The organism is Bartonella sp. B39, from assembly GCF_053795145.1.
In genome coordinates this window covers 471,554-496,415 of sequence record NZ_CP200036.1, presented here as the reverse complement: position 1 = coordinate 496,415, position 24,862 = coordinate 471,554, and the positions used below count along the sequence as shown (strand labels likewise).

Genomic DNA, 24,862 nt, shown 5'->3' with positions numbered 1-24,862 from the left:
GCCGTACTCCGTATATATCCCTTCTTTATCGATTATGTAACTTTGGGCAGAAAGGCAAGAACCATGATTAAAAAACAAAATGCCATTCTTTTCACAAACCGCAGAATTATTAAAGTTACTGGTGAAGAAGCAACACATTTTTTGCAAGTTCTTATCACGACAGATGTAACAAAAATCGGCGCACAAGAAATTTTTCCTGGAGCTCTTTTATCCCCACAAGGAAAGGTTATTGCTGATTTTCTTATCGGAAAAATAGATGATGGTTATCTCATTGATATCATCGTCTCTTTAGCTGATATCTTCTATAAGCGCCTGCTCCTTTATAAACTGCATAAAAAAGTTGAAATTACACAACCATTACAAGAACTTGTTACAGTTTGTTGGAATAATGAATCAGATACTTTAAATTTTGATTCAAGTTTTATTGATAAAAGGTTTCCACAAAAAGAAAAAATAATTCGAATCTATGGAAAAATACCCTTTTCTGCTTCAGAATATCATGACAATTGGAATCGATTGCGTATCCGTTATGCAATCGCAGAAAGCGATCAAGACTATGAAATAGGCAAAGTCTTTCCCCATGATATTAATTATGATCAAATCAGTGGACTAGCATTCAACAAAGGTTGCTATGTCGGACAGGAAATTGTTTCACGAATGCATCACCGCCACACAGCGCGTCGCCGTATTTTGCTCGTAAAAAGTCAGCATGAATTAACCTCAGGTTCTAGCGTTGAAGCAGGAACAAAGGTACTTGGTTGCTTGGGAACATGTGTTGCAAATGAAGCTCTCGCTTTAATGCGTATTGACCACGTCAAAGATGCTATGGACAAAGATATTCCGTTGACAGTAAAAAATACTCCCGTCACCATAAGCATTGCTGAAAATATGGACTTTACCTTTCCTGAAAGTACTGTGGAAACACACTAATGGCCAAAGCTGAATTATCACAAAATGGAGAAGCTCGTGCTTGGCAAAGAATGCTTTCTGGTCGGCGACTTGATTTGCTAAATCCTTCTCCTTTTGATGTTGAAATCGAAGATATTGCGCATGGTCTTGCACGCGTTGCACGTTGGAACGGTCAAACACGAGGAGAACATGCCTATTCTGTCGCACAACATTCACTTTTAGTAGAACAAATATTTCAAAAGCTTTTTCCGCAATCACGGAGTAATGAATGTTTGTGTGCTCTTCTTCATGATGCACCAGAATATGTGATCGGTGACATGATTTCACCCCTTAAAGCCGTCATAGGAAAACAATATGAGCTTATAGAAAAACGTATACAAGATGCTATCCACATGCGCTTTTCTCTCCCCATTGATCCTTCTCAAAAGCTTTTAAAAAAAATTAAACAAGCCGACCGTATCGCTGCATTCTACGAAGCTATCACACTTGCCGAATTTAATACAGAAGAAGCACTTCGCTATTTTGGTCATCCAAGTTATATCTTACCAGATGGACTTCATTTGAAACCATGCTCCACACAGAAAATTGAAAATGCCTTTTTAATACGTTTTAAGGAGATCGATGTTCAGAGAATCTCTTAGCAATTTTTTTGTCATTTATCCTTTAATTATCGATGATAAAAATCACACAGTATCTTTCCCTTAAGATCGTACTCCTTTGATGAAAATAAAAACATATCATCTCATTATTTATGTCTTTAGTGGATTATTGCCTCACCCTTACAGACAATAATACCAAAAAACGTCCAGTATATTAGAGCATTACTCTTCTCACAGAACTCTTTAAAACAGACTATGAGAAAAATTCCATCCTTTCAGGATCTATCTTATCAATCCCTCAAAAGAAAACATCACTGAGTGCAAACACTTTCTACAATATGCCATCAACAATACTACAAAACATTCTGATCTCATTGACCATTATATGGATCATATAAAAAATTAATAAATCAAATTGGGCATGAGAAAAATGTGTACAAAAAATCCGCTTATCTTAACCTTCTGTAAAAAATACTCTTTTCCATAGAGCTTTTTATCTTAATCTAATTTTTATTTAAGCTTATAAATTTCTGCCTCAGAGGGAAAAGTACGTGATTTAACATCATTTGCATAATTTTTAATCGCCGTCTCCATTTCTTGTTCAAGGATACCATAACGGCGTACAAATTTAGGAACCCACGTACCATAACCTAACATATCTTCCATTACCAATATCTGCCCATCACATTGACTCGATGCTCCAATGCCAATAGTAGGAAGAGAAAGCATTTCTGTAAGCTTCACCGCTAGAGGTTCAACAACCCCTTCTACAACAACAGCAAAGGCACCAGCTTCCTCAACCGCTACTGCATCCGCTTCAATCTGCCGCCAATTACTTTCATCGTGTCCTTGTGTCTTAAAGCCACCAAAACGATTTACTGCTTGGGGTGTAAGACCAATATGACCCATAATGGGAATCCCGCGTTTACACAAAAAATCAATCGTTTCCGCTATATAAACACCACCTTCAAGCTTAATTGCACCACATCCTGTCTCCGCAAGAATACGTGACGCATTAGAAAAAGCTTGTTCTGGACTTTCTTCATAAGAACCAAAGGGCATATCAACAACCACCAATGCCCTCTCAGAGCCACGCATCACTGCCTGTCCATGCAAAATCATCATGTCCACACTTACAGGAAGCGTTGTATCAAACCCATGCACAACCATACCAACGCTATCACCAACCAAAAGAAAATCACAATATGGATCAGCAATTCGCGCACTATAAGCTTGGTAAGCCGTTAAAGATACAATTGGTTCTTTTCCTTTTCTCAACCTTATTTCAGAAGCAGTCATACGCTTTATGGTTTTGTGTACACTCATTTTAAACCCTTCTATTGCAAGATATATTGATCAATAAGCCTAACCTCACCAAAACGGACAGTTAATAATAAAACTGCAGGTTTATCTAAAATTCCCTTAATTACAGATAAAGTTTCCATATCTCGTAAATCTATTGATTCAATAACCGCGCGCGATTCTTGCTGTAAAATATTACGAACAATTTTATATAATTTATCAACTGATCGTTCCCCTTGGTGATAAAGCCTTTCAGCAGCTTTACCACTTTCAGGAATAATTTTTGCAGCTTTGCGATCTTCTAATGTTAAAAGCTGATTCCTTGAAGAACTAGCGACACCATCTGCATCACGTAAAATAGGTACACCAATAATTTCAACAGGAAAAGCCAAATCTTCAACCATACGTCGAATAATTAAAATTTGCTGAAAATCTTTTTCCCCAAAAAAAGCCTTATCTGGCTGGACAATATTAAAAAGCTTAGCAACAACGCTGGTCACGCCACAAAAATGCCCTGGACGTAACCTCCCTATCAAAATACGTGATAATTTTTCTACCTTCACAATTGTGTCATTTCCCGGTGGCCACATTTCTTCCACAGAAGGTGCAAAAATATATTCAACACCCGCTTTTTTCAACAAAGCACAATCGCCCATTAAATCTCTTGGATATTTATCAAAATCTTCGTGGAGGCCAAATTGCTTCGGATTGACAAAAATAGAAACCAATACTCGGTCACACATTGCCCTTGCTTGCTGTACCAATGCCAGATGGCCATCATGTAACGCTCCCATAGTGGGAACCAAACCAATCGAAAATCTTAAACGTCGTTCTTCTGCGATATATTGGCGTACTTCAGCAATTGTTTTTAAAATTCGCATATTTATATTTATCCATTTTCAACAAATTAATGCTTGCATACGAAATCGCCGCTCAAACAATTGTATCAAATTCATGCGCACTGATGGCTGCTTTATATCCCGTGGTCCCCAGACATGACGCATTAAAAAGAAACCTGTTAGAATGAAACCATTCATTATCTCATTAAAATCTGCAGGACGTGTAGTTCTTTGCACCAGAAACTGTGGTAAAGTTAAAAGTTTCTCTTTCCAAGGGCGCCCTGCTTCCTCACATACAGCCTGTCCCGACTTTGGCGACACGTAACAAAGTCTTTCCGAGCTGCCTGTTGCAGCACAATGAGACAAATCAAGACCAAAACCAAATTCTTCAAGAAGACGCATTTCAAAGCGTACAAGCAATTCGGCGTTTACAGACAGTTCATCAAAATTCTGCATAAAAAGATGTAAAATATCATATAAAACAGGATGCGGATCACGCTCGGGAAGAAGACGCAAATGGAAAGCTATCAACTGTAAAGCATAAAGCGCCTCTGGTAAGAGGATTAATCGTGCCGCATGTAAGTCAAGTGCTTCAAGCCGAAAAAGTCCCAAATGTTCATCTAAACGTGCCCACCATTCAGCCTCAACAAAATTCCCAGGTTGAAGAAGAGCTGCCATACGACGCGAACGTCCCCCTTTTACCACTCCCATACAACGGCCACGCTGACGCGTCATAACTTCCAGAATAACACTTGTTTCACCATATTGGCGTGTACCAAGGATAAAGGCTTGTTCTTTCCATTTCATTTTATTTTAAAAAAATCCAATCCCATTTCGCGGTAACGTTCTGGATCGGTATCCCAATTATCATGCACTTTCACAAATAGAAAAAGATGAATCTTCTGATCCAGAATTTCCATGAGTTCTTTACGCGCTGCCAGACCAATCGCTTTAATTGTATCGCCTTTCGTTCCTAAAACAATTTTTTTCTGGCTATCACGCTCTACATAGATGACCTGATTAATTTTAACTGAACCATCTGAATGCTCTTCCCAGTTCTCTGTTTCAACTGTTGAAGAATAAGGGAGTTCATCGTGAAGACGAAGAAAAAGCTTTTCGCGCGTAATTTCAGCAGCAAGATGACGCATGGGCATATCTGAAATTTGATCCTCCGGATAGTACCATGGTCCCTCCTGCATCATGTTACTCAACGCATGAAGCAAATCCTTACAACCAGAACCATTCAATGCCGAAATCATAAATGTCTGCGAAAATTTTATGCGCTCATGAATTTTTGCGGTTAATGCTAAAAGGGATGATTTAACAACTGTATCAATCTTATTAAGGACAAGAATCTTATTTTGTCTGATATTTTTTACAATATCTAACATCCTATAAACATCATCAGAAAGACCGCTTTGAACATCAATCAAAACTAAAAGAATATCAGCATTCTTAGCACTCTCCCACGCAGTAGAAACCATTGCACGTTCTAACCGCTTATGAGGACGAAAAACACCCGGTGTATCAATCAACACAATTTGTGTATTATCATGAATGACAATGCCGCGAATTAAAGTTCTCGTTGTTTGTACTTTATGCGTTACAATTGAAATCTTTGTTCCAACCAACTGATTAACTAAAGTCGATTTACCAGCATTAGGCATTCCAATAAGTACAACAAAACCAGAACGCGTTTTAACGTCATTCATGACCACTTTTTCCCATTGTTTTCCATATACCTTCTCGTTGCAAAATTTTTTCAGCTGCCATTCTTTCGGCATATCTTTTAGAACTGCCCTGTCCAATCTCTGGAACATAACCAGAAATACTTACCTCTACTACAAAAACAGGATCATGATCTGGACCTGAACGTTTTATAACCCGATACTGTGGCTGTACACCGCCTTGTACATGCGCCCATTCCTGCAACTCTGTCTTGGCATCCCGCCGACCAGCATCCATCTGTTTTGCTCGACTTTGCCAATATTTTTGAATGAAGGGCCGAACACTCTTTAATCCTCCATCAAGATACATGACAGCAATCAAAGCTTCAATCACATCAGCGTACATATTTGTGAGCCGGCGACCCTTTAAGTTTTTCATCTCAAAACCAACATAAATCATATCAGGCAAACCCATCTCTCGCGCAATATCGGCACATGTCTGCGCATTTACCAAACCGTTTAAACGTACCGATAATTCACCTTCACTTGCTTGCGGAAAAAATTGATATAGCATCTCTGCAATCAAAAGTCCTAGAACCCTATCACCTAAAAATTCTAGTCTCTCATAATTGCCCTGTTCTGAATCTTGTACACTAGAATGTGTTAATGCTCTTTTTAGTCTCTCTTCATCTTTAAAATGATGCCCCATCAGTTTCTCAAGCTGATCAATTATTGGACGCTTCATCATTGATTCCTTGCTTGACAAGCGGCAAATCATGAACAGTATTGATAAAAGAAAACAAACGACTCCAACGCACATCAAATGGCCAGCGCCAAATTTGCCAAGCACTTGAACCATTACTGATAGAGAAAAAAATCACGCTTGCTCGACCAATAAGATTCTCTTCTGGAACATAGCCTACATCCAAACGACTATCGTCTGAATTATCGCGATTATCTCCCATCATAAAATAATGCCCCTGTGGAACTTCAAAGACTTTTGTATCATCAACTTGTGGGATAAAAGCTAAATCAAGTGTATCATAGCTAACACCATTAGGCATTGTCTCGCGATAAACGTCAACAGGGTAGTTGACCTCTGTTATATCAGAATTGTCAATCTTCCCTATAAAATGGCGTGAAACAGCCTGATCATTAATATAAAGAACACTTTGACGAACTTGTATACGATCACCTGGTAGCCCAACAACACGTTTTATATAATCAATACTAGGATTACTCGGTAAACGAAAAACCGCAACATCTCCACGCTGAGGCTGAGATGCCCAAATACGTCCCGAAAAAAGGGGGGGAGAAAAAGGTATGGAAAAACGAGAATATCCATATGCATACTTGGAAACAAACAGATAATCTCCTACAAGCAAAGTAGGGCGCATTGAACCAGAAGGAATACTAAAAGGCTGAAAAAAGAGTGTACGAATAAGTGCTGCTAGAAACAGAGCCTGTATTAAAACTAAAATAAATTCAAAAGCTCCGCCTTTTTTTTCCTTTTTGCGGATTTTCTCTTTCTGGATCATTCCAAACCACCTTCCCATCACAGATATAATTCATCTTTATCATAATGTTCAAATAACAAAAGCACAATCTCCAACAATATTTACTCACGTAGAAGCGCCTCGATAACAACAAATGCCTGTGCCCAAGGAAAATCATCCGTTATACTCAAATGAATGACAGCTTCATAATGAGGAGGCAATAACTTTTGTAATTGCAATTGCGCGCGATCTGTGAGTTTCACGACTGGTTTTCCGGATGGTAAATTAACCACTCTCATGTCTTTCCAACCCACTCCATAAGCGATTCCTGTACCCAAAGCCTTAGCACATGCTTCTTTGGCAGCAAATCTTTTGGCGTAAGAAGAAGATCTTTTTTGAAGATTTTCAGATCTGATCTGCTCCACGTCGGTAAAAACACGCTCAACAAAACGGCTGCCATAACGAATCAACATTTTCTCAATGCGTCTTATATCAATCAGATCATTTCCAAGACCAACGATCATACAATACCACCCGAATTTCTTTGCTACAAATGCTTTTTTTTTATAATCTTTTGGTATCGCTTTTGTTGAAAGCGAACGATCGCTCTATAAACACCTATATAAGATAATCCACCAAAAATAAAACCTAAAAGGGTACCACCTAAAATCATTGGTCTCATGATTGAATCCCATGTGCCCTTAAAAAGCAGAGATACATTTGACAGTGTTAAGCCATTAAATAAAACGCGAATTTGCGAAAGAGAAATTTCATTTACATTGCTAAAAAGTGATAAAAAGAAATAGCCAACCTTATAATCAGCCATAACAATCAGCAGAAATGTAAGGGGATTAGAAAAAACTGTTCCAATGATTGATGCTGCAAAATTTGCGCGAAAAATCCAAGAAAAAAATATTGCCAAAACAATATGCATTCCAAAGAGAGGAGAACAAGCTAAAAAAATACCAATAGCAAATCCTAACGCTACTTTATGCGGTGTGGCTGATATACGCAAAACACGTTTACGTATGTAGGAAAATGAACGAGAGAATGAACGACGTGGCCATAACCAAAGTCGAATACGCTTTACAAAATCTATTGGTTCTCTACGACGAAAAAGCATATGATTCTCAATATACATTCTTTGACAATAAAATAATTCGTATGATTCAAATGAATTTCTCCAAAGCTTTTGCATAAAAAAAAATAGAAAAGCAATTAAATATTCCGACTTCCCGGCTTAATCGCTGGAAGCATAGCGAGTTCAGCAGGAAGTGCATCACTCGCATAAGATGCTATCTCGTATTCAGCAAGTGCAATCAATGGAACTCCGACATCAACCTTACCGCCAGAACGATCAAGAATACATGCACTCGCCAACACATTTGCTCCTGCTGCAACCAAAGCCTCAACCGTCTCACGAATGGAAAGACCTGTTGTGACAATATCTTCAACAATTACAACCCGTGCACCTTTCTTGATTTCAAAACGACGCAACTCAAATACACCATTTACGCGCTCTACCCAAAGAGAGGGAACACCGAGATGACGTGAAGTTTCGTATGAAGGAATAAGACCACCAATCGCAGGACCAACAACATAATCAACTTTTCCCTCAACAGATTTTTTGATTTTTTCAGCCAATCCACGACATAACTTTTCCGTTAAATCAGCATACATAAATACTTTTGCCTTCTGCATATAAGTAGCGCTATGACGACCCGATGTTAAAATAAAATGCCCTTCTAAAATAGCATCTGCTTGTTTAAAAATATCAATCACATCTTGTGTATTCATCATAAAATTTCTCTTTTTATCCATGAACCCGCTCTACTGCACTAACCGAACCCGCCTCTTTTAACTGAGAAAAAATACGATTCAAATGTTTTAAATCCCAAACCTCCAGATCAATCATAATTTCTGTAAAATCTGGTGCTGTACGGATAAACGATAAATTTTGGATATTGGCATCATTGGCAGAAATCACTTGCGTAATTTCAGCCAAAGAGCCTGGACTGTTAACAGCTAAAATATTAACTCGAGCAGGAAAACGTTCATTCATTTGAGCATCAATATCCCAGCGGACATCAATCCATCGTTCTGGTTGATCATCATACGCCATCAAAGCCGAAGATTGTATCGGATAAATAACAATTCCCGATCCTGGTTGCATAATGCCAATAATCCGATCTCCTGGTACTGCTCCTGCAGGAGAGAACCGGACAGGAATATCTCCACGGGTTCCTCGAATAGGTAATGCTTTGGACTGATGTTTCTCCACAGTTACATCCTTTTCATTTTCTGGAACTTTAAAAATCATCCCTTGAGCATTTTCAATGTTAAACCAACCTTCTTCTCCAGACTTAAAATAGGATTTTTGTAAGACACGATGATCTTGATAATCAGGGTAAACCGCTTTAATTACATCCGCAGAAAGTAATTCACCACGCCCAACAGCGGCTAATACGTCTTCTACATCTTTGCGTGCCAAACGTGGCAAAACTTGCTTAAGATCGTCTTTTGAAAATTGTTTTCCCATATACTCAAATGAACGCTCTAATATACGATGTCCTAAACCAGAATATTGCTTGCGTACCGCAGCACGAGTTGCCCGACGAATGGCTGAGCGTGCTTTACCTGTTACAACAAGAAACTCCCACGCTGCTGGTGGAATTTGAGCTTGTGAACGTATAATATCAACTTCATCCCCATTTTTTAATTTTGTCATCAAAGGCATAATACGACCATTGATTTTTACACCCACACAAGAATCACCAATATCAGTATGAACTGCGTAAGCAAAATCAATAGGCGTGGCGCCTTTTGGAAAAGCAATCAATCGACCTTTTGGGGTAAAACAAAAAACTTGATCTTGAAAAAGCTCAAGTTTTGTATGCTCTAAAAACTCTTCTGGATTATCCCCATCTGACAAAGATTGTATCGTTTGACGTAACCATGCATAGGCATTGGTTTCGCTTGATAACTTTGAAGTCGAATAATTGGAACCATGATCTTTATAAATGGAATGTGCTGCAACACCATATTCAGCAATTTCATCCATCGCAGAAGTTCTAATCTGAAGCTCAACACGTTGCCTTGAAGGCCCTACAATCGTCGTATGAATGGAACGATAATCATTTTGTTTTGGTATAGAAATATAATCTTTAAAACGACCAGGTACCATTGGCCACGTCGTATGGATAACACCAAGAGCACGATAACAATCATTCACTGTTTCAACAATAACGCGAAATCCAAAAATATCGGACAATTGTTCAAAAGAGAGTGCTTTACTTTCCATTTTGCGAAAAACTGAATAAGATTTTTTCTGACGGCTTTTAACATTTGCTTTAATGCCATGCTCGAAAAAAAGCTTTGTCAACTCATTTTCAATTGTAGAAAGTAAATCACGATTACGCTTCGATAATTCAGCTAGTCGATTAGTAATCGTACGATAACCTTCTGGATTTAGATAGAAGAAAGAAAGATCTTCTAATTCCTCGCGCATGTCCTGCATACCCATACGACCAGCAAGCGGCGCATAAATATCCATTGTCTCCTCAGCAATTCGCCGGCGCTTCTCATCACGCATAACACCAAGAGTACGCATATTATGAAGACGATCAGCAAGTTTGACTAAAAGGACGCGTACATCATCAGAAATAGCGATGAGAAGTTTACGAAGATTTTCTGCTTGTACTGCCTTCTTCGATACAAGATCAAGCTTATTAAGTTTTGTGAGCCCTTCAACCAACTTACCAATTTCAGATCCAAAAAGCTGATCAATCTCTGCTCGTGTAGCACTTGTATCTTCAATTGTATCATGCAAAAGAGCGACAGCAATCGTTGCCTCATCTAACCGCATATCTGTCAAAATAGCGGCTACTTCTAAAGGATGAGAAAAATAAAGATCACCCGAAGCACGTTTTTGATGACCATGCTTTCGCATTGCATAATCATAGGCTCTATTTAACAGAGCCTCATCCACGTCAGACTTGTAACGTTGAACACGTCCAACAAGCTCACACTGACGCATCATACGAGCACATCCTTTATCTCTTTACAACTTAATCCTTATTGAACATCAACATATTTCATCAATAAAACACAAGAAAAAATGATCGCTCTCACATAAAATGCATGCACGCTTTCGCAACTATAAACCACTGCAATTAATAATCGTCACTCTTCTCTGGAACAACCAAACCCTCAATACCTGCTAAAAGCTCTTCTTCTGACATATGATCAAACGAACTACCCCCTTCTTCTGAGGAAATCTCAAAAACACTTTCAGCTTCACCTGAGTGCGTAATCAATTCACTTGCCATTTCTGGCTCATCCACTTCTACATGCTTTTGCAGAGAATGAATAAGATCTTCTCTCAAATCGGCAGGCGATAATGTCTCTTCTGCTATTTCACGCAAAGCAATAACTGGATTTTTATCATTATCACGATCAACCGTGATCTGCGCACCCTGCGAAATTTGACGCGCCCGATGCCCAGCTAAAAGCACCAACTCAAAGCGGTTATCAACTTTATCAACACAATCTTCTACCGTTACGCGAGCCATTTATATCTCTTTCTTAAAGATTAAAAAATTTCATAATGAAAATAAAGTGTATACAACAAACAAAACAAAACACAAGAAAAACAATGCATAATTTAATATTTTTTGCCCAAAGAGCTTATTGAAAAAATACTTTCTCTGGAGGTTATCCTTTAAAGGAACATAAACCATTCAAAATTATTAAAAGTCTTTCGTAATAACAACATGTTAATGCACAATTTTATAATAAGATATTCATAAAATGAGAGATTTTATCCCATGAAACACCATATTCATTAACATCTTATTGCTCCAATAAATCACTAACAAATTATTTCTCTTTGCAAAGTAATCAACAATAATTTTATGTTAAACTTTGTTATTAAATAGTTCGTTCGTATTCATCGTAGCTGTTTACAAAGATATAATTTGTCATAATAAACAGCTCAAAAGAATTTTTATAAAAAATGATTAATGCCGACTCCATAAATAGCCAATTAACATCGCTTTGCCCAGAACCGCCGAAAAATTGCAACTTATGCCCACGCTTACACACTTTCATCTCTGAATGGCGTATGAGAGAACCAAGCTGGCATAACGCACCGGTGCGCTCATTCTTTCCCTATAAAGGTGCCGCCACAACACGCCTCCTCATTGTCGGTCTTGCTCCTGGATTGCGTGGAGCAAATCGAACTGGACGCCCGTTCACTGGTGATTATGCTGGAAACTTGCTTTATTCCACTTTAAAAAAGTTTGGTTTTGCTCAAGGAACCTTCGAAGAAAGAGCGGACGACACTCTTGAATTGATTGATGTAGCAATTGTCAACTCAGTTCGTTGTGTTCCACCAGAAAATAAACCCACTGGTGCAGAAATTAACACTTGCCGATATTTCTTTTCTCCTCTTCTAACAAATCTTCCCAAACTGAAAGCTGTTATTACCCTCGGAACTATTGCACACCATTCAACACTACGCGCTCTCAATGCAAAAATTTTAGCCCATCCTTTCGGACATGGCGAAATAAATAACATCGGAAGATTACGTATCTTTTCAAGCTATCATTGTTCACGCTATAATACCAACACTGGGCGTTTAACAGATGCTATGTTTCATCAAATTTTTGAAGCAGCAAAAACATATCTGGATCAATGCTGAAATCTTCTGAGAAGTACATAAAAAAGGTATGGCAACCAATTTTATCATCCATATTTTTTTAAAAGCCTTGCTTTTTCACGCCCCCAATCACGTTTCTTTTCCGTTTCACGCTTATCATGAAGTTTTTTCCCACGTGCTAGCGCAATTTCCAACTTGGCACGTCCTCTTTCATTAAAATAAAGTTTGAGGGGGACAAGTGTCATTCCTTCGCGAGAAGTCGCATTAAAAAAACGTACCATTTCACGTTTAGAAATTAATAACTTACGCAAACGACGTGGCTCATGATTAAAACGATTAGCTTGCGTATATTCAGGAATATAGCTATTCACTAACCATAATTCCCCATTTTCAAAGCTGGCATAACTTTCAGCAATATTTGCATGATTAGAGCGTAAAGACTTCACTTCCGCTCCTTGAAGTACCAGACCAACCTCAAGATTATCGAGAATTTCATAATTAAAACGGGCTTTACGATTGTCAGCAATTATTTTTCGTACTGGCGCGTTCTTTTTTTTGTTCATGGCTACATTACATCATTTCATTCTTTAAGCAGACCCGCATGGCATAAAGCTGCATCAATAATCTTTTTTGTTGTATCCGTTAATGGAATAATCGGGGAACGAACAGCACTGCTACAAATCCCCAATTTTGCAGCAGCATATTTAATACCTGCAGGACTAGGTTCAATAAATACCGCACGATTGAGAGGCATCAGGCGATCATTTAATTCTAGTGCTGTTTTATAATCACCACGCAAACACGCAGCTTGAAGCTCTGCACAGAGTCTTGGAGCAACATTGGAGGAAACCGAAATACATCCAACACCTCCATGTGCATTAAAGCCTAATGCTGTACAATCATCACCGGAAAGCTGTATAAAATCCTTGCCACACTTCTCGCGTTGTTCACTTACACGCTCAATTTTGCTCGTCGCATCCTTGATACCAATGATATTTTTAAAATCTCGACAAAGATCTCTCATCGTTTCCACAGCCATATCAATAACAGAACGACCGGGAATATTATAAATTATAATAGGTATAGAAATAGCCTTTGCAATAGAAGAAAAATGCATGTATAGACCAGATTGATTAGGTCTGTTATAATAGGGTGTCACAACCAGAACAGCATCTGCACCTGCCTTTTGCGCATGTTGTGCAAGTTCTACAGCTTCACTTGTGCTATTTGATCCTGCTCCAGCAATAACAGGAACACGCTTAGCAACCTGCTCAACACACAATTCTATAACTCTCTTATGTTCTTCATGACTTAAAGTTGGTGTTTCACCTGTCGTCCCAACGGGGCTCACACCATTAATACCTTGTGCAATCTGCCACTCAACAAAATTGCAAAATGCTTTCTCATCAATAGCACCTTTATCATTAAATGGTGTGATAAGTGCAGTTACGGCTCCCTTGAGCATAATAAACTCCCTCTAATGTTCTCTTTGATTTTTTAAAAATGGCCTTTATAAATTACTCATAATAGAACATAATCCTGCTTTTTCATTGAAGCAAGACGAATTTCACAATGGCCCTCTCAAGATTTAACATGTATCTCTTTCAATTCCAGACATCTCTTTAAAGTATCAGCCTGCATTAACGGGTTTTTCATGCTTCTATTCTAACAATTCTTGAGTAGCCCCAAAAAGCAAGCTCTCAAGGTTTTTTCTCTATGCGTGCATTTTCTGCCCCCTTTTTTCTACAAACCTTTACTGTATTTATACTGGCAACAACAATTTTATTTTCAAGCGCATGCGCACAAACACCCTTTTTGCATGGGAAAGCACCAATCCCTTTAGTTCGCCCCACCCCTTTTGTCATAAAAAAAGAAACTCAAAAATCTTTTAGACAGATTCACACGCCACCCCACAGTTATCCTACACTTAATAATAACTCTACTCTCAAGCAACTTAAAGTGGGTTTAGATGCGCTTTTAAACAACAATATTGCAAAAACAATAAGTCTTCGTAATTCATTGGAAAAAAATAGCCTTGATCGTCATATTTTGACATGGGCAATAAGTATATCAAGCCAAGCCAATATACCAAGCTCTGAAATATTTAGTGCAATCAAACAGCTAAAGGGATGGCCAGGTATAGACATTATGCAACGTAATGCTGAACGTGCTTTTATCAATGAAACCAATTCCGCACATGTAATTATCCAAAAATTTTCTTATCATCCCCCCCTAACAGCACAAGGTATGGCTATGTTCGCTAAAGCACTTATCGCAACTGGACAAACCGCCCGTGCTCAACAAATCATTGCACCGTGGTGGCATAAAGAAAAGCTTAATACAAAAGAAGAAGAGCTTATTCTTAAAAATGCAAGTGCTGCGTTAAAACCTATCGATCATCTGAAACGCATGCAGTTTATGCTTTATGCACATCACTTCGATTCAGCTGAGCGCGTTGCAAAATTAGCTCATGCTCAATCTCTTTTTAACGCTTTTGTTGCCGTTGAAAAAAATGATCCTAGAGCCACGCAAAAATTACGAGCTGTAGAGCGATCATGGCAAAAAGATCCTCTCTTACAATTTGCTCAAATTCGCCATCTTCGGCGAACTGGGCAGTATAATGTAGCTGCAACACTCATGATGAAAACACCAAGAGATGTATTAAAACTTATGAACCCGTATGCATTATGGAAAGAGCAACGTGCTCTTTCTCGCGAAATGCTTGATTTAAACGAACCTAAAATTGCTTATCAACTCGTTGCCACACATACTGGTATGATATCATCATTGACTGTCGATGCTGAATTTCATGCAGGATGGTATGCGCTACGGTTTCTTCATAATCCTAAATTAGCAATGCACCATTTTTCGCGTATTCCTCAATTATCTTCTGCACCTCTTTCTGCATCCCGTGGATACTATTGGATGGGACGAACAGCAGAAACTCTAGGTGAACATAAAAATGCCCAGAATTATTTCCATCATGCGGCTCGTTTTAGTGCAACTTATTATGGTCAATTAGCAGCTGCACGTCTTAACAAAAAAAAGCTCGAAATTTCTTTTCCCAAGCCAACAACCTCTGAACGGCAACGTTTTAGTGCACGAGAAGCCATTAAGGCAATTCAACGCCTTGAAGCGGCTGGCTATGCTAACCTTGCTAAATTTTTTTATAGAGAACTCGGCCAAAAAATAGAAAGCCCGGGCGAATTGGCTCTTCTGGCCGTGATGGCAGAAAAAAATGGCGACTATTATACCAGCCTCAAAATCGGAAAAACTGCTGTTTTTCAAGGTAAAAATGTTGGTGCACTCTCCCATCCTATAGGTGCTATACCAGCCTCTATTCATGTTGCTGCCGTAGAACAAGCGCTTGTTTATGCCGTTGCGCGACAAGAAAGTGAATTTAATCCAACAGCCATATCAAAAGCAGGCGCACAAGGCATACTCCAATTAATGCCGACAACAGCAAAAACACTTGCCAAGAAATATTCAATCATATGGTCACCAAAAAAATTAAGCAGTGATGCCAATTATAATGCTACATTAGGGGCTTATTTTCTCAACGAACAACTGGAACGTTTTAATGGATCCTATATATTAACTCTTATTGGTTATAATGCAGGATCCCGTCGTGTCGATGAATGGATAAAACGCTATGGTGATCCTCGAAGGCAATCTCTTGATAAAGTCATCGATTGGATTGAACGGATTCCCTACACAGAAACACGTAATTATGTGATGCGTGTTATGGAAAATTATGGAGTTTACAAAGCAAGATTGACTGGAAAAACAGACATACAGGCTGCTCTTCTCTCCAGCCAATGAAAATAATACAATCTCGATTTACTTCAAAGTCACTCATTCTCATTTGTCAACTTATAAACCATAATATCGTAGCAATTATAGATATAAAGTATGTGAAAATTCACCAGAAAATCCGTGAAAATCAGCTAAATATCAAGGACACTCTGATAATTTTGTTCACTTTTGATGGAGGAGGAGGAGGAAAAGAGCCCACACGTTGAAGTGCTGCCATAGCTAACCGATCAAGTTCCAGATTACCAGCAGAGACGAAAATACGGCTGGAAAAAATACTCCCCTGCTCATGCACCCTAAATTCTAACTTCACCGTTCCTTTTGCACGACTGATACGCTGTTTCACAACATATTCTTTTTGCATTTCTAATTGCGCCTGTACCTTTGCCAACCACTCTACTAACAACGCATCCTCAAGTGCTGCCGTATCACCACCCTGACTAGTAGTAGACGAACGCACTGCCTTTATCGTAGGCCGCTTTACCAAAGCCTTCGGCATTGGTTTTTTATCAAGCACTTTATACTCCACTTTTTGAGGAAGCGTTTTTTCCAAAGATTTGAGAATCGCAAAATCATCTTTTTCCACAATATGCGGAGGTTCTTCCGGTTGAATCTCATTCACTGCTTCTAATATCTCTGACTCCCGCTCGGAAAGATCAGGTTGCAACTCTTCTAGCTCTGTGCCAACATTAGATAAATCTGTATCAACATCTAGTAAATCTGCATCGGCATCTGGATAGAGAGGCTCTTGTACAAAAGTTAGCGTAATCGTAGGTGAGAGCATGTTATTACTTACACCAGTACTATAGAAATAAAACTGTGTTCCCAATGCAATATGCAAAAGGAAAGCGCAAATAAACCCACCAATCCAAAGAACTAATAACCGTCTCGTCTTTGCAAAAATCATAGTTTTTTCCGCCGCTATTCTAAGCTTAATATTGGTGTTAAACCTCATTAAAACGAGCTATTTTTAAATTGCAACTTTTTTCTTGACTGATTTTATCATGTTTAATATGGTTTCCTCGTGATTTTTTGCTCAATCCAAAATCGCTTTTGCTTGGCAGGCTATTTGTAATTGGTATGTTAAGCTTTTTATATGTATAAAGTTTCAAGCTAGGGAGGGGTTATTTAAAAGAGGTTATGATGTGTTATGCGAATAAGACGAGAGAATATCCATAAAAGTTGTGTGATTTTAAGTGCGTTGTCGGTCTGTATACCTTCATTTGTTTTTGCAAAAAACAGTAGTAAGGATGCTGTAACTGAGCTTAAACCGATTGTTATTAAAGAAAAAAAAATAGAGGATGCTTCAGGTTCAGTAACCATTCTGACCAGTCGTAAAACCGCTAAGGATATTAGCGAAAAACAAATAAGTGATACCCATGAAATTGGTCGTCTTGATCCGTCCATAACTTACAACGCAAGCAATAACAGTTTCATGCTTCGTGGTTTGGACGCACAGCGTGTTCTTACAACAATGGATGGTATTAATCTTCCATGGGTTTCAGATATAGTACGGGGAAACAGCGGAAACACAACGTTTGACTTTGATGCTCTTTCTACGTTTGATATTATTCAAGGATCAGATTCTAGTCTTTATGGATCTGGTGCCTTAGGAGGGGTTGTTGCTTTGCGCACTCTTAATCCTGAAGACCTTATCACTGAAGGAAAGAACTGGGGTAGCCTTATAAAAAGCGGTTATCATTCTGTTGATAATAGTTGGCGCGTAAGTCAGGCTTTTGCGGTACGTAGTTATAAAACATTCTTGCTTTTCCAAGGATCTCATACAGAAGGTCATGAGCGCAAAAATATGGGAACCGTAGATGGCTATGGAGAACGTACACGTAAAAATCCGGTCGACTTTGACAAAAATAATTTACTGTTTAAGATTCATCAATACTTTAATGACAACCACCGTCTTGATTTTACAGCAGAACGTTTTGGCTATAGCAGAAATACACATTTATTAAATGCATCGGTAAGGTATGCCCCAGGTTCCGTTTATGATCAGGATGATAAGCACCGTGAGCGTTTATCTCTTTCTTATAACTATAGTGGCAATGGAGATACACTTTTTGATGCGTTTCGTAGCCAGCTTCATTGGCAGAGACAATTAAATAATAACGTTATGAGTGGATTTCGTGTTCGGGCACCAGAAGGGGATTATTTAAGAGATAATTTGGTACGTGATACCAGTTATGGTTTCAGTGCTTACGCTCTTAAAAAGGTGAATGTTGGTGTGGTAAATCATACATTAAAGCTTGCTACTGATGTTTCGTCATCTAAATTTCATCATTATATGTTAGGTAAAGACAATTGTCATTTGAAAGAAAATGCACAAGGATGTGCTTTTTTGCCTGCTAATCGATCAGAATCACCCGATACGAATAGCTATAATTTTGGTCTTGTTTTCGAGGATGAAATTGGTTTGGCCGATAACCGTTTTCGTGTAATACCTGGGGGACGTTATGATTGGTATAAACATAGTCCTCAAAAAACAGCCTCTTATGAGAAAGCACTAAATTCTGACAAATATCCTCCAGAAAGAAGTGGTTCACGTTTTTCTCCTAAATTACGAATGGAATGGGATATTCATAATCAAGTGACACTCTATGCCCAGTGGGCACAAGCTTTTCGCGCGCCGCGAGCTTCGGAGCTTTACCTTTCTTACACCAAACCTCCTCTTTATTATATGAAAGGAAACCCCGACCTTCGGTCAGAAAAAAGCAATGGGTATGATGTTGGTATACGATATGGAGATGTGAATTTTGGTGGTTCTTTCAATGCTTTTGTCAATCAATATAAGAATTTCATAGATACCATGGATAAAGGGCCATCAGAAGAATTCAGGTTTTCTCGTCAGCATTACATAAATCGTTCGCGTGTGCGGGTTTTTGGCGTTGAAACAAAAGCGCATTGGATTCTTAATAGTGGATTTCGTAGCAATTTTGCTCTTGCCTACTCACAAGGAAAAGATCTTGACAAAGATGAATATCTTGACTCAATTCCACCTTTGAAAGCAATTATCGGATTGGGATATGCGAAAGCTACTTGGGGAACAGATGTTGTACTTACTTTAGCGGCCAAACGTGACAGAGTTGCTAAAGAAGCTGATAATCAAAAAATTCCGGGATATAACACTGTTGATATATTAGGTTGGTGGAAACCGTTTGGCGAGAAAGGACCTATTGTAAGAGCTGGTGTTTATAACCTTTTCAATGAAAAATATTGGGATATATCAGATATTCCTTCTAGCAAAAGTGCTTCACCAAGGGATTATTACAGCCAACCTGGCCGTAACTTTAAAGTGTCGTTTGTGCAAAAGTTTTAGTTACTTCTGTTAACTACTAGACCAGTGGGAAGTTGTATCGATAAAGGGGGACGTTATTGTGTTCCTGTTCTCGTTTTTGTGTAAATTGCAGAGACTTAAAAGGGAAGCTTTAATTATTTCTGATTTATCGATTTTTGGTTGTTTTGCTGCTGATAACAAGAGGGCTTATTTATGATGGGTTGAGCTATTCGTCGAGAGTGGTTCAATCCATTACCTTCAGGTTGTAAAATTTTAAAAGTTAACCCTTTGGGGTAACACAGGGAAAATCCATGTCGTATACAGCTGAAATGATTATTCGTTTGCGTGAAGAAAAAAAAGAGATGCGGAATCGTGATTTTGCAGCCTCTATTGGTATATCTGAAGCAGAATTTGTTGCTGCTTACTGTACAGTAGGAAAAGCAAAAAAACTACAAACTGATGTTGCTACTCTATTGGAGGCCGCTCCTCAGCTTGGAAAAGTTATGGCGTTGACGCGTAATGAATATGCCGTTCATGAAATAACAGGATGTTTTGAAAAAATTATCCAAAGTCAACATACCCCTATCACGCTTGGTGAAATCGATTTGCGTATTTTTTCAAAACAATGGAAATTTGGTTTTGAATATGATGTAATTATCCTTGGAAAGCCTACAAAAAGTTTGCAATTTTTTGATCAATATGGTGTTGCTGTTTTTAAACTCTATTCTAATGACACGACAAATACGGAAAAATGGAATAAACTTGTTGAGAAATTGCGTCATGAAGACCAATCATCTGTTCTTGATATCCTTCCTATTCCTTTTCCAATTCAAAATGATACGGCGGAGTTTGATGTTGAGCAATTTCGGAACCGTTGGCGAAATATGACTGATGTACACCAGCTACATAGGATTATTTCTGAATTTAAAATTAATCGGTATGATGCTGTGAAATATGCTGGTAACGAATTTGCCGATGAGTTAAGGATAGAAGCTGTTGAAATTATGCTCAATCGAGTTGCACAGAACGAAATACCAATTATGTGCTTTGTTGGTAATAGGGGATGTATCCAAATTTTTAGTGGGCAAGTAAAAAATGTTAAACAAACTGGATCTTGGCTTAATATTCTCGATCAAAAATTTCACTTACATTTATTGGTTTCTGGGATCGATAGTGTATGGTGGGTTCGCAAACCTACCAATGATGGTTACGTCAGTTCACTTGAAGTTTTTGATAAAAATGGTGAGATGCTTATTCAATTCTTTGGTATGCGAAAAGAAGGCAAAAAAGAACGTGAAGATTGGCGCTCCTTACTAAGCGGTCTCCCCTTATGTCAAAAAGCAGTGGTAGCTTAGAAAGGTAAAGTTGGACATGTCTACACCTTTTTTGCGTAAACTATCAAGCCTTTTTCTTATTTTTATACTGTTTTCTCTTCCTTACTTTTCTCAACAAGTAATTGCTGAACCTACAACGCATTTTTCTGAAAATGCACGGATCGTCTCTATTGGCGGATCTCTTACAGAAATCGTTTATGCATTGGGAGCTCAAGATCAACTTGTCGCCCGCGATAGTACAAGCGTTTATCCACAAGAAGCACTCAAACTTCCTGTACTTGGCTACATGCGTGCTCTTTCACCTGAAGGTGTTTTATCACTTGCTCCAGAAGGCATATTGCTCGTTGAAGGAAGCGGCCCTCCTTCAACAATTGATATTCTTAAAAAAACATCAATCCCTATAGTGATTGTGCCAGAAAACTACTCCCGCGAAAGTGTTATAGAAAAGATTCGCATCGTTGGAAAAGCCATTCATCGTGAAGCGCAAGCAGCTGCATTAATTAAAAAACTAAGCCATGACTTTGTGAATAATGATGCACTTTTGGCAAAAGTAACAAAACCCAAGCGTGTCCTTTTTATTTTATCCGTACAAAATGGGCGCGTTATGGCATCTGGGACAGGTACAGCTGCTGATGGTATGATAAAACTTTCGGGTGGTATCAATGCTATCACAGATTACAAAGGGTATAAGCTTCTAAATAGTGAAGCATTATTAAAATCAAACCCTGATTTTATTTTACTTGTGAAACATGGTGGAAGATCCACTAGCCTTGAAAAAATTTTAGCTATACCGGCAATTCAAGCAACAAATGCAGCAAAAAATCATGCTATTAAACAAATGGATGCTATGTATCTTTTAGGATTTGGTCCACGCGCTGCAGATGCATCGAGAGAACTTATTAATATACTTTATGGTGTAAACCAAAACGATAAGAGCTGATAGAAATGGTAGATAGTACATCCGTAGTGTATGCATCTGAAACAAAAGAGAATAAACGAATAGATCGTACAAATTTGAGAAGGATTCTATCATTAAGTTTAATAATATTTCTCATCTTCAGCATTTTTGGCGGGCTTTTGAACGGTGCTTCAGACGTTTCCTTCTTTGATTTCTTTCGTATAATGCTTACACAAGACTTTTCAGTAAGTAGTAAAACGCGTGATTATCTCGTGCTTATCGATATTAGGCTGCCCCGTGTTATTTTGGGGTTGTTGGTTGGAGCAGCTTTAGCTGTCTCTGGTGTTCTTATGCAAGGGCTTTTCCGTAATCCTCTTGCCGATCCTGGAATCGTAGGCGTCTCCGCAGGTGCAGGTCTTGGCGCTATTTTAGCAATCGTTGTCGGTATTGCTTTTCCTGTTTCATTAGCGCCTTTTCTAGAACCTTACAAAGTGATCATAGGTGCTTTTTTTGGCGGACTTTTATCAACAATTGTTCTTTATACAATAGCAACGCATCATAGTTTTACTTCTATTGCAACAATGCTTCTTGCTGGTATTGCTCTTGGTGCTTTAAGCAGTGCTGTTGTAGGAACGTTAATCTTTGTTGCAAATGACCAACAATTGCGTGACATCACTTTTTGGAATCTTGGCTCTCTTGCGGGTGCAACATGGTTAAAAGTTTGGCTTATTCTACCTTTTATCTGTATTGGTCTTCTTTGTTCACCCTTTTTATCACGAGCACTTAATGCTCTTGCTCTTGGAGAAGCTGTTGCTGGCCATATTGGCTTCCATATTCAACGGGTTAAAAATCTTGCTATTCTCCTTGTTGCCCTTATGTGTGGCAGCGCAGTTGCTGTCAGTGGTGGCATTGGTTTTATCGGTATTGTTGTTCCACATATTCTGCGTCAGCTGATTGGCCCCGATCACCTTTATCTTATTCCCTATTCCGCTCTCTTGGGGGCAGCATTACTTATTTTTGCTGATACCCTTGCACGCTTAATTGTTGCTCCCGCAGAATTGCCAATCGGAATCGTCACAGCACTTTTTGGTGCGCCTTTTTTCCTGTGGATCCTTATATGCAAACGAGGAACAAATTTTTCATGATTGAGGCAACCGATATTTGTGTTCAACGCGGGAAAAGGCAGATTCTTAACCATATAGACCTTCACGCTAAAAGTGGTGATCTTACTATCATTATCGGTCCAAATGGATCTGGGAAAAGTACTTTCGTCAAAGCGCTAAGTGGAGAAATTCCTTACAGTGGAAACATGACCTTAAATGGTCATGATGTTAGCAAGACAAAAACTTATGAAATGGCAAAGATACGTGCAGTGCTACCACAATCAACAATGCTAGCATTTCCATTCTTAGTCCATGAAGTTGTAGGACTTGGTCTTTCTGTAAACCAATTTACCATTGCCAAAATCGAATTGAAAAATCTTATCCAAAAAGCTTTAGAACGCGTCGGTCTTGCTGACTACGGCAGCCGATACTATCACCAATTATCAGGTGGAGAACAAGTCAGAGTGCAACTCGCTCGTGTACTTTGCCAAATCTGGAAACCCGTTTATAATGGAACACCTCGTTGGATGATATTAGATGAACCTATTGCTAACCTCGATATCCAATACCAAATCGTTGTTATGAATATCGCTAAAAGCTTTGCCAATTGTGGTGGTGGTGTTCTTGCCGTTCTCCATGATCTCAATCTTGCCGCACATTATGCAGATAAAATGATATTGTTAAAGCAAGGAAAGATTTATTGCGAGGGGAGCGCCTCTACCGTTTTGACAACGCAAAATCTACGCGATGCTTATCATTGTTCCTTAACCGTCTCTGAGTTACCTAAAGCAGATATCCCTTTTATATTGCCTCAAACAGCGTCTTGCCTATGAAATAGCGTTGTTTTTCAGAGAACTGTCTGCTTAAATCAAAAACTCAAACTGTACTACAAAATGAAATATGCAGATATGTTTAGGATTTGTTTTTTTGAAAATTATTTTTTTATTAATACACTTATTTATAAATGTAATTTATCATCTGTCATATTAGATTAAAGTATCAAATACCGTAATGTTATTTTATGTTATCATCTTATTAAAAATAAAAAAAATCGTTTACTTACACATCAGAAAAGGGACCTTCGTGTGGATAAAAGCCGTCTGAAAAAGCACGAAATATGGCCCCGATGAACTATCTTAATGTAAGAGTAGTAGCATATCGAATTTAGGAAAATATAACGATAGTACCGTTTCAGTATTTCATACGCGTGATAAATACATTTTTTTCTCCACACGGAAAATATTATAACTTCATGCATTCTGAGATAAACCACCTCGCTATAAATTTTCAATGACATTTACTAATTTTCTTCATGCGGCTATATTCATAAAGAGAAAAATAACTTTCGACTTATCTTTTCTTGCAACGAGTTATATCTTAGCATGATGCGTCTAAAATTGCTAACTGAGAAATCATTCAAATATCGTTTTTAACGCTCACAAATATCTTAATTAATGGCATATGAATTATCTACGATCTGCATAGAGATTACGGATGAATATTTATCATTCGATAAGCCTCACGATTTTATGGCATAAACAACCGTTGTATTAACAGGACGCGTTTCTGTTTCACTTGCAAAAGTGAGAAATGATTTCTGAAATTAACAGAGCACAAACAAATATATCTGATCTCTCCCTACCACGCTTATAGCTAAGATAAAACCCTCACTGCTATTTTCACTACCAGGATTCTCAACAGCCTTAATCACGGCTTCTTCAAAAAACGTACAGAAAACACTTTCTATAAAAAAAACAATCAATTTCAACCAAATGTTACTCTATTTTACCTAATATAGCTGTAGGATTTCATACTGCTGTGATAAAAGTGGTAAAATTTTTGTCCAGCACAGCTTTGATGACATATTTTAAAAAATTGCACCCGAACAGATAAAAAATGAGCACACAGATTAAGAAAATGCGCAATAAGACGTGCCATAATTTTAGGAGCAAAAATA

At 38.3% G+C, this 24,862-nt stretch carries 23 protein-coding genes; 9 read left to right on the top strand and 14 right to left on the bottom strand.

The features are described from left to right. The first annotated feature begins 63 nt into the window (after positions 1–63). Positions 64–930 carry a CAF17-like 4Fe-4S cluster assembly/insertion protein YgfZ gene (gene ygfZ, locus V4P57_RS02175; RefSeq protein WP_455466568.1) on the top strand — a complete coding sequence of 289 codons (867 nt, stop codon included), beginning with the start codon at positions 64–66 and terminating at the stop codon, positions 928–930. After that, positions 930–1,550 carry a YfbR-like 5'-deoxynucleotidase gene (locus V4P57_RS02170; protein ID WP_455466567.1) on the top strand — a complete coding sequence of 207 codons (621 nt, stop codon included), beginning with the start codon at positions 930–932 and terminating at the stop codon, positions 1,548–1,550. The genes ygfZ and V4P57_RS02170 overlap by 1 nt, the downstream gene beginning before the upstream one ends. A 468-nt stretch (positions 1,551–2,018) precedes the next feature. Here V4P57_RS02170 and panB read toward each other — a convergent pair whose 3' ends face one another. From panB to rpoZ, 11 genes are all read right to left on the bottom strand, one after another. Next, positions 2,019–2,834 carry a 3-methyl-2-oxobutanoate hydroxymethyltransferase gene (gene panB, locus V4P57_RS02165; protein WP_455466566.1) on the bottom strand — a complete coding sequence of 272 codons (816 nt, stop codon included), beginning with the start codon at positions 2,832–2,834 and terminating at the stop codon, positions 2,019–2,021. 11 nt (positions 2,835–2,845) lie between these two features. Continuing rightward, entirely contained in the window at positions 2,846–3,691 is an 846-nt protein-coding gene (panC, locus tag V4P57_RS02160; protein ID WP_455466565.1) for a pantoate--beta-alanine ligase, read from the bottom strand. Positions 3,692–3,709: 18 nt separating this feature from the next. After that, complete coding sequence (recO, locus tag V4P57_RS02155) at positions 3,710–4,456, bottom strand: DNA repair protein RecO (protein WP_455466564.1); 747 nt, start codon at positions 4,454–4,456, stop codon at positions 3,710–3,712. Beyond that, positions 4,453–5,361, bottom strand: coding sequence for a GTPase Era (era, locus tag V4P57_RS02150; RefSeq protein WP_455466563.1), 909 nt, complete (start codon positions 5,359–5,361; stop codon positions 4,453–4,455). The genes recO and era overlap by 4 nt, the downstream gene beginning before the upstream one ends. Beyond that, positions 5,354–6,061, bottom strand: a complete 708-nt coding sequence (gene rnc, locus V4P57_RS02145; RefSeq protein ID WP_455466562.1) for a ribonuclease III — start codon at positions 6,059–6,061, stop codon at positions 5,354–5,356. The genes era and rnc overlap by 8 nt, the downstream gene beginning before the upstream one ends. Next, complete coding sequence (gene lepB / locus V4P57_RS02140; protein ID WP_455466561.1) at positions 6,042–6,854, bottom strand: signal peptidase I; 813 nt, start codon at positions 6,852–6,854, stop codon at positions 6,042–6,044. The genes rnc and lepB overlap by 20 nt, the downstream gene beginning before the upstream one ends. 80 nt (positions 6,855–6,934) lie before the next feature. Beyond that, positions 6,935–7,336, bottom strand: a complete 402-nt coding sequence (gene acpS / locus V4P57_RS02135; RefSeq protein WP_455466560.1) for a holo-ACP synthase — start codon at positions 7,334–7,336, stop codon at positions 6,935–6,937. Between the two features lie 23 nt (positions 7,337–7,359). Further along, a complete protein-coding gene (locus V4P57_RS02130) occupies positions 7,360–7,935 on the bottom strand; it encodes a DUF2062 domain-containing protein (RefSeq protein WP_455466559.1) in 576 nt (191 codons plus the stop codon). A 95-nt stretch (positions 7,936–8,030) separates the two neighbouring features. Then, entirely contained in the window at positions 8,031–8,609 is a 579-nt protein-coding gene (pyrE, locus tag V4P57_RS02125; RefSeq protein ID WP_455466947.1) for an orotate phosphoribosyltransferase, read from the bottom strand. 16 nt (positions 8,610–8,625) lie between these two features. Beyond that, the gene (locus V4P57_RS02120) at positions 8,626–10,851 is read right to left on the bottom strand and encodes a RelA/SpoT family protein (protein ID WP_455466558.1); all 2,226 of its coding nucleotides are present in this window, start codon (positions 10,849–10,851) and stop codon (positions 8,626–8,628) included. 133 nt (positions 10,852–10,984) lie between these two features. After that, positions 10,985–11,383 carry a DNA-directed RNA polymerase subunit omega gene (gene rpoZ / locus V4P57_RS02115; RefSeq protein ID WP_455466557.1) on the bottom strand — a complete coding sequence of 133 codons (399 nt, stop codon included), beginning with the start codon at positions 11,381–11,383 and terminating at the stop codon, positions 10,985–10,987. A gap of 461 nt (positions 11,384–11,844) precedes the next feature. On the opposite strand from rpoZ, the gene V4P57_RS02110 reads away from it, so the two are divergent. Next, a complete protein-coding gene (locus V4P57_RS02110; RefSeq protein WP_455466946.1) occupies positions 11,845–12,513 on the top strand; it encodes a uracil-DNA glycosylase in 669 nt (222 codons plus the stop codon). A 44-nt stretch (positions 12,514–12,557) separates the two neighbouring features. On the opposite strand, the gene smpB is transcribed toward V4P57_RS02110, so the two are convergent. Together smpB and dapA are read right to left on the bottom strand one after the other, a co-directional pair. Further along, positions 12,558–13,034: an SsrA-binding protein SmpB gene (gene smpB / locus V4P57_RS02105; RefSeq protein WP_455466556.1), complete on the bottom strand. Its 477-nt coding sequence runs from the start codon at positions 13,032–13,034 to the stop codon at positions 12,558–12,560. A gap of 17 nt (positions 13,035–13,051) precedes the next feature. Then, a complete protein-coding gene (dapA, locus tag V4P57_RS02100; RefSeq protein ID WP_455466555.1) occupies positions 13,052–13,936 on the bottom strand; it encodes a 4-hydroxy-tetrahydrodipicolinate synthase in 885 nt (294 codons plus the stop codon). A 251-nt stretch (positions 13,937–14,187) separates the two neighbouring features. Here dapA and V4P57_RS02095 point away from each other — a divergent pair, with 251 nt between their 5' ends. Continuing rightward, on the top strand, positions 14,188–16,293 hold the full coding sequence (locus tag V4P57_RS02095) for a lytic transglycosylase domain-containing protein (RefSeq protein ID WP_455466554.1): 2,106 nt from the start codon (positions 14,188–14,190) through the stop codon (positions 16,291–16,293). A 121-nt stretch (positions 16,294–16,414) separates the two neighbouring features. Here the strand turns inward: V4P57_RS02095 and V4P57_RS02090 are convergent, their stop codons facing one another. Further along, positions 16,415–17,191, bottom strand: a complete 777-nt coding sequence (locus V4P57_RS02090; protein ID WP_455466553.1) for an energy transducer TonB family protein — start codon at positions 17,189–17,191, stop codon at positions 16,415–16,417. Between the two features lie 243 nt (positions 17,192–17,434). Between V4P57_RS02090 and V4P57_RS02085 the strand changes: the two genes are divergently transcribed. The 5 genes from V4P57_RS02085 (at position 17,435) to V4P57_RS02065 (ending at position 23,738) form a co-directional block, all read left to right on the top strand. Continuing rightward, positions 17,435–19,612 (top strand): TonB-dependent hemoglobin/transferrin/lactoferrin family receptor, encoded by a 2,178-nt coding sequence (locus V4P57_RS02085; protein ID WP_455466552.1) that lies wholly within the window; start codon positions 17,435–17,437, stop codon positions 19,610–19,612. Between the two features lie 269 nt (positions 19,613–19,881). Continuing rightward, positions 19,882–20,925 (top strand): hemin-degrading factor, encoded by a 1,044-nt coding sequence (locus V4P57_RS02080; protein WP_455466551.1) that lies wholly within the window; start codon positions 19,882–19,884, stop codon positions 20,923–20,925. A gap of 16 nt (positions 20,926–20,941) precedes the next feature. Beyond that, positions 20,942–21,844 carry a heme/hemin ABC transporter substrate-binding protein gene (locus V4P57_RS02075; protein WP_455466550.1) on the top strand — a complete coding sequence of 301 codons (903 nt, stop codon included), beginning with the start codon at positions 20,942–20,944 and terminating at the stop codon, positions 21,842–21,844. A 5-nt stretch (positions 21,845–21,849) separates the two neighbouring features. Continuing rightward, a complete protein-coding gene (locus tag V4P57_RS02070; RefSeq protein WP_455466549.1) occupies positions 21,850–22,947 on the top strand; it encodes a FecCD family ABC transporter permease in 1,098 nt (365 codons plus the stop codon). After that, complete coding sequence (locus V4P57_RS02065; RefSeq protein WP_455466548.1) at positions 22,944–23,738, top strand: heme ABC transporter ATP-binding protein; 795 nt, start codon at positions 22,944–22,946, stop codon at positions 23,736–23,738. The genes V4P57_RS02070 and V4P57_RS02065 overlap by 4 nt, the downstream gene beginning before the upstream one ends. Positions 23,739–24,862: the final 1,124 nt, after the last annotated feature.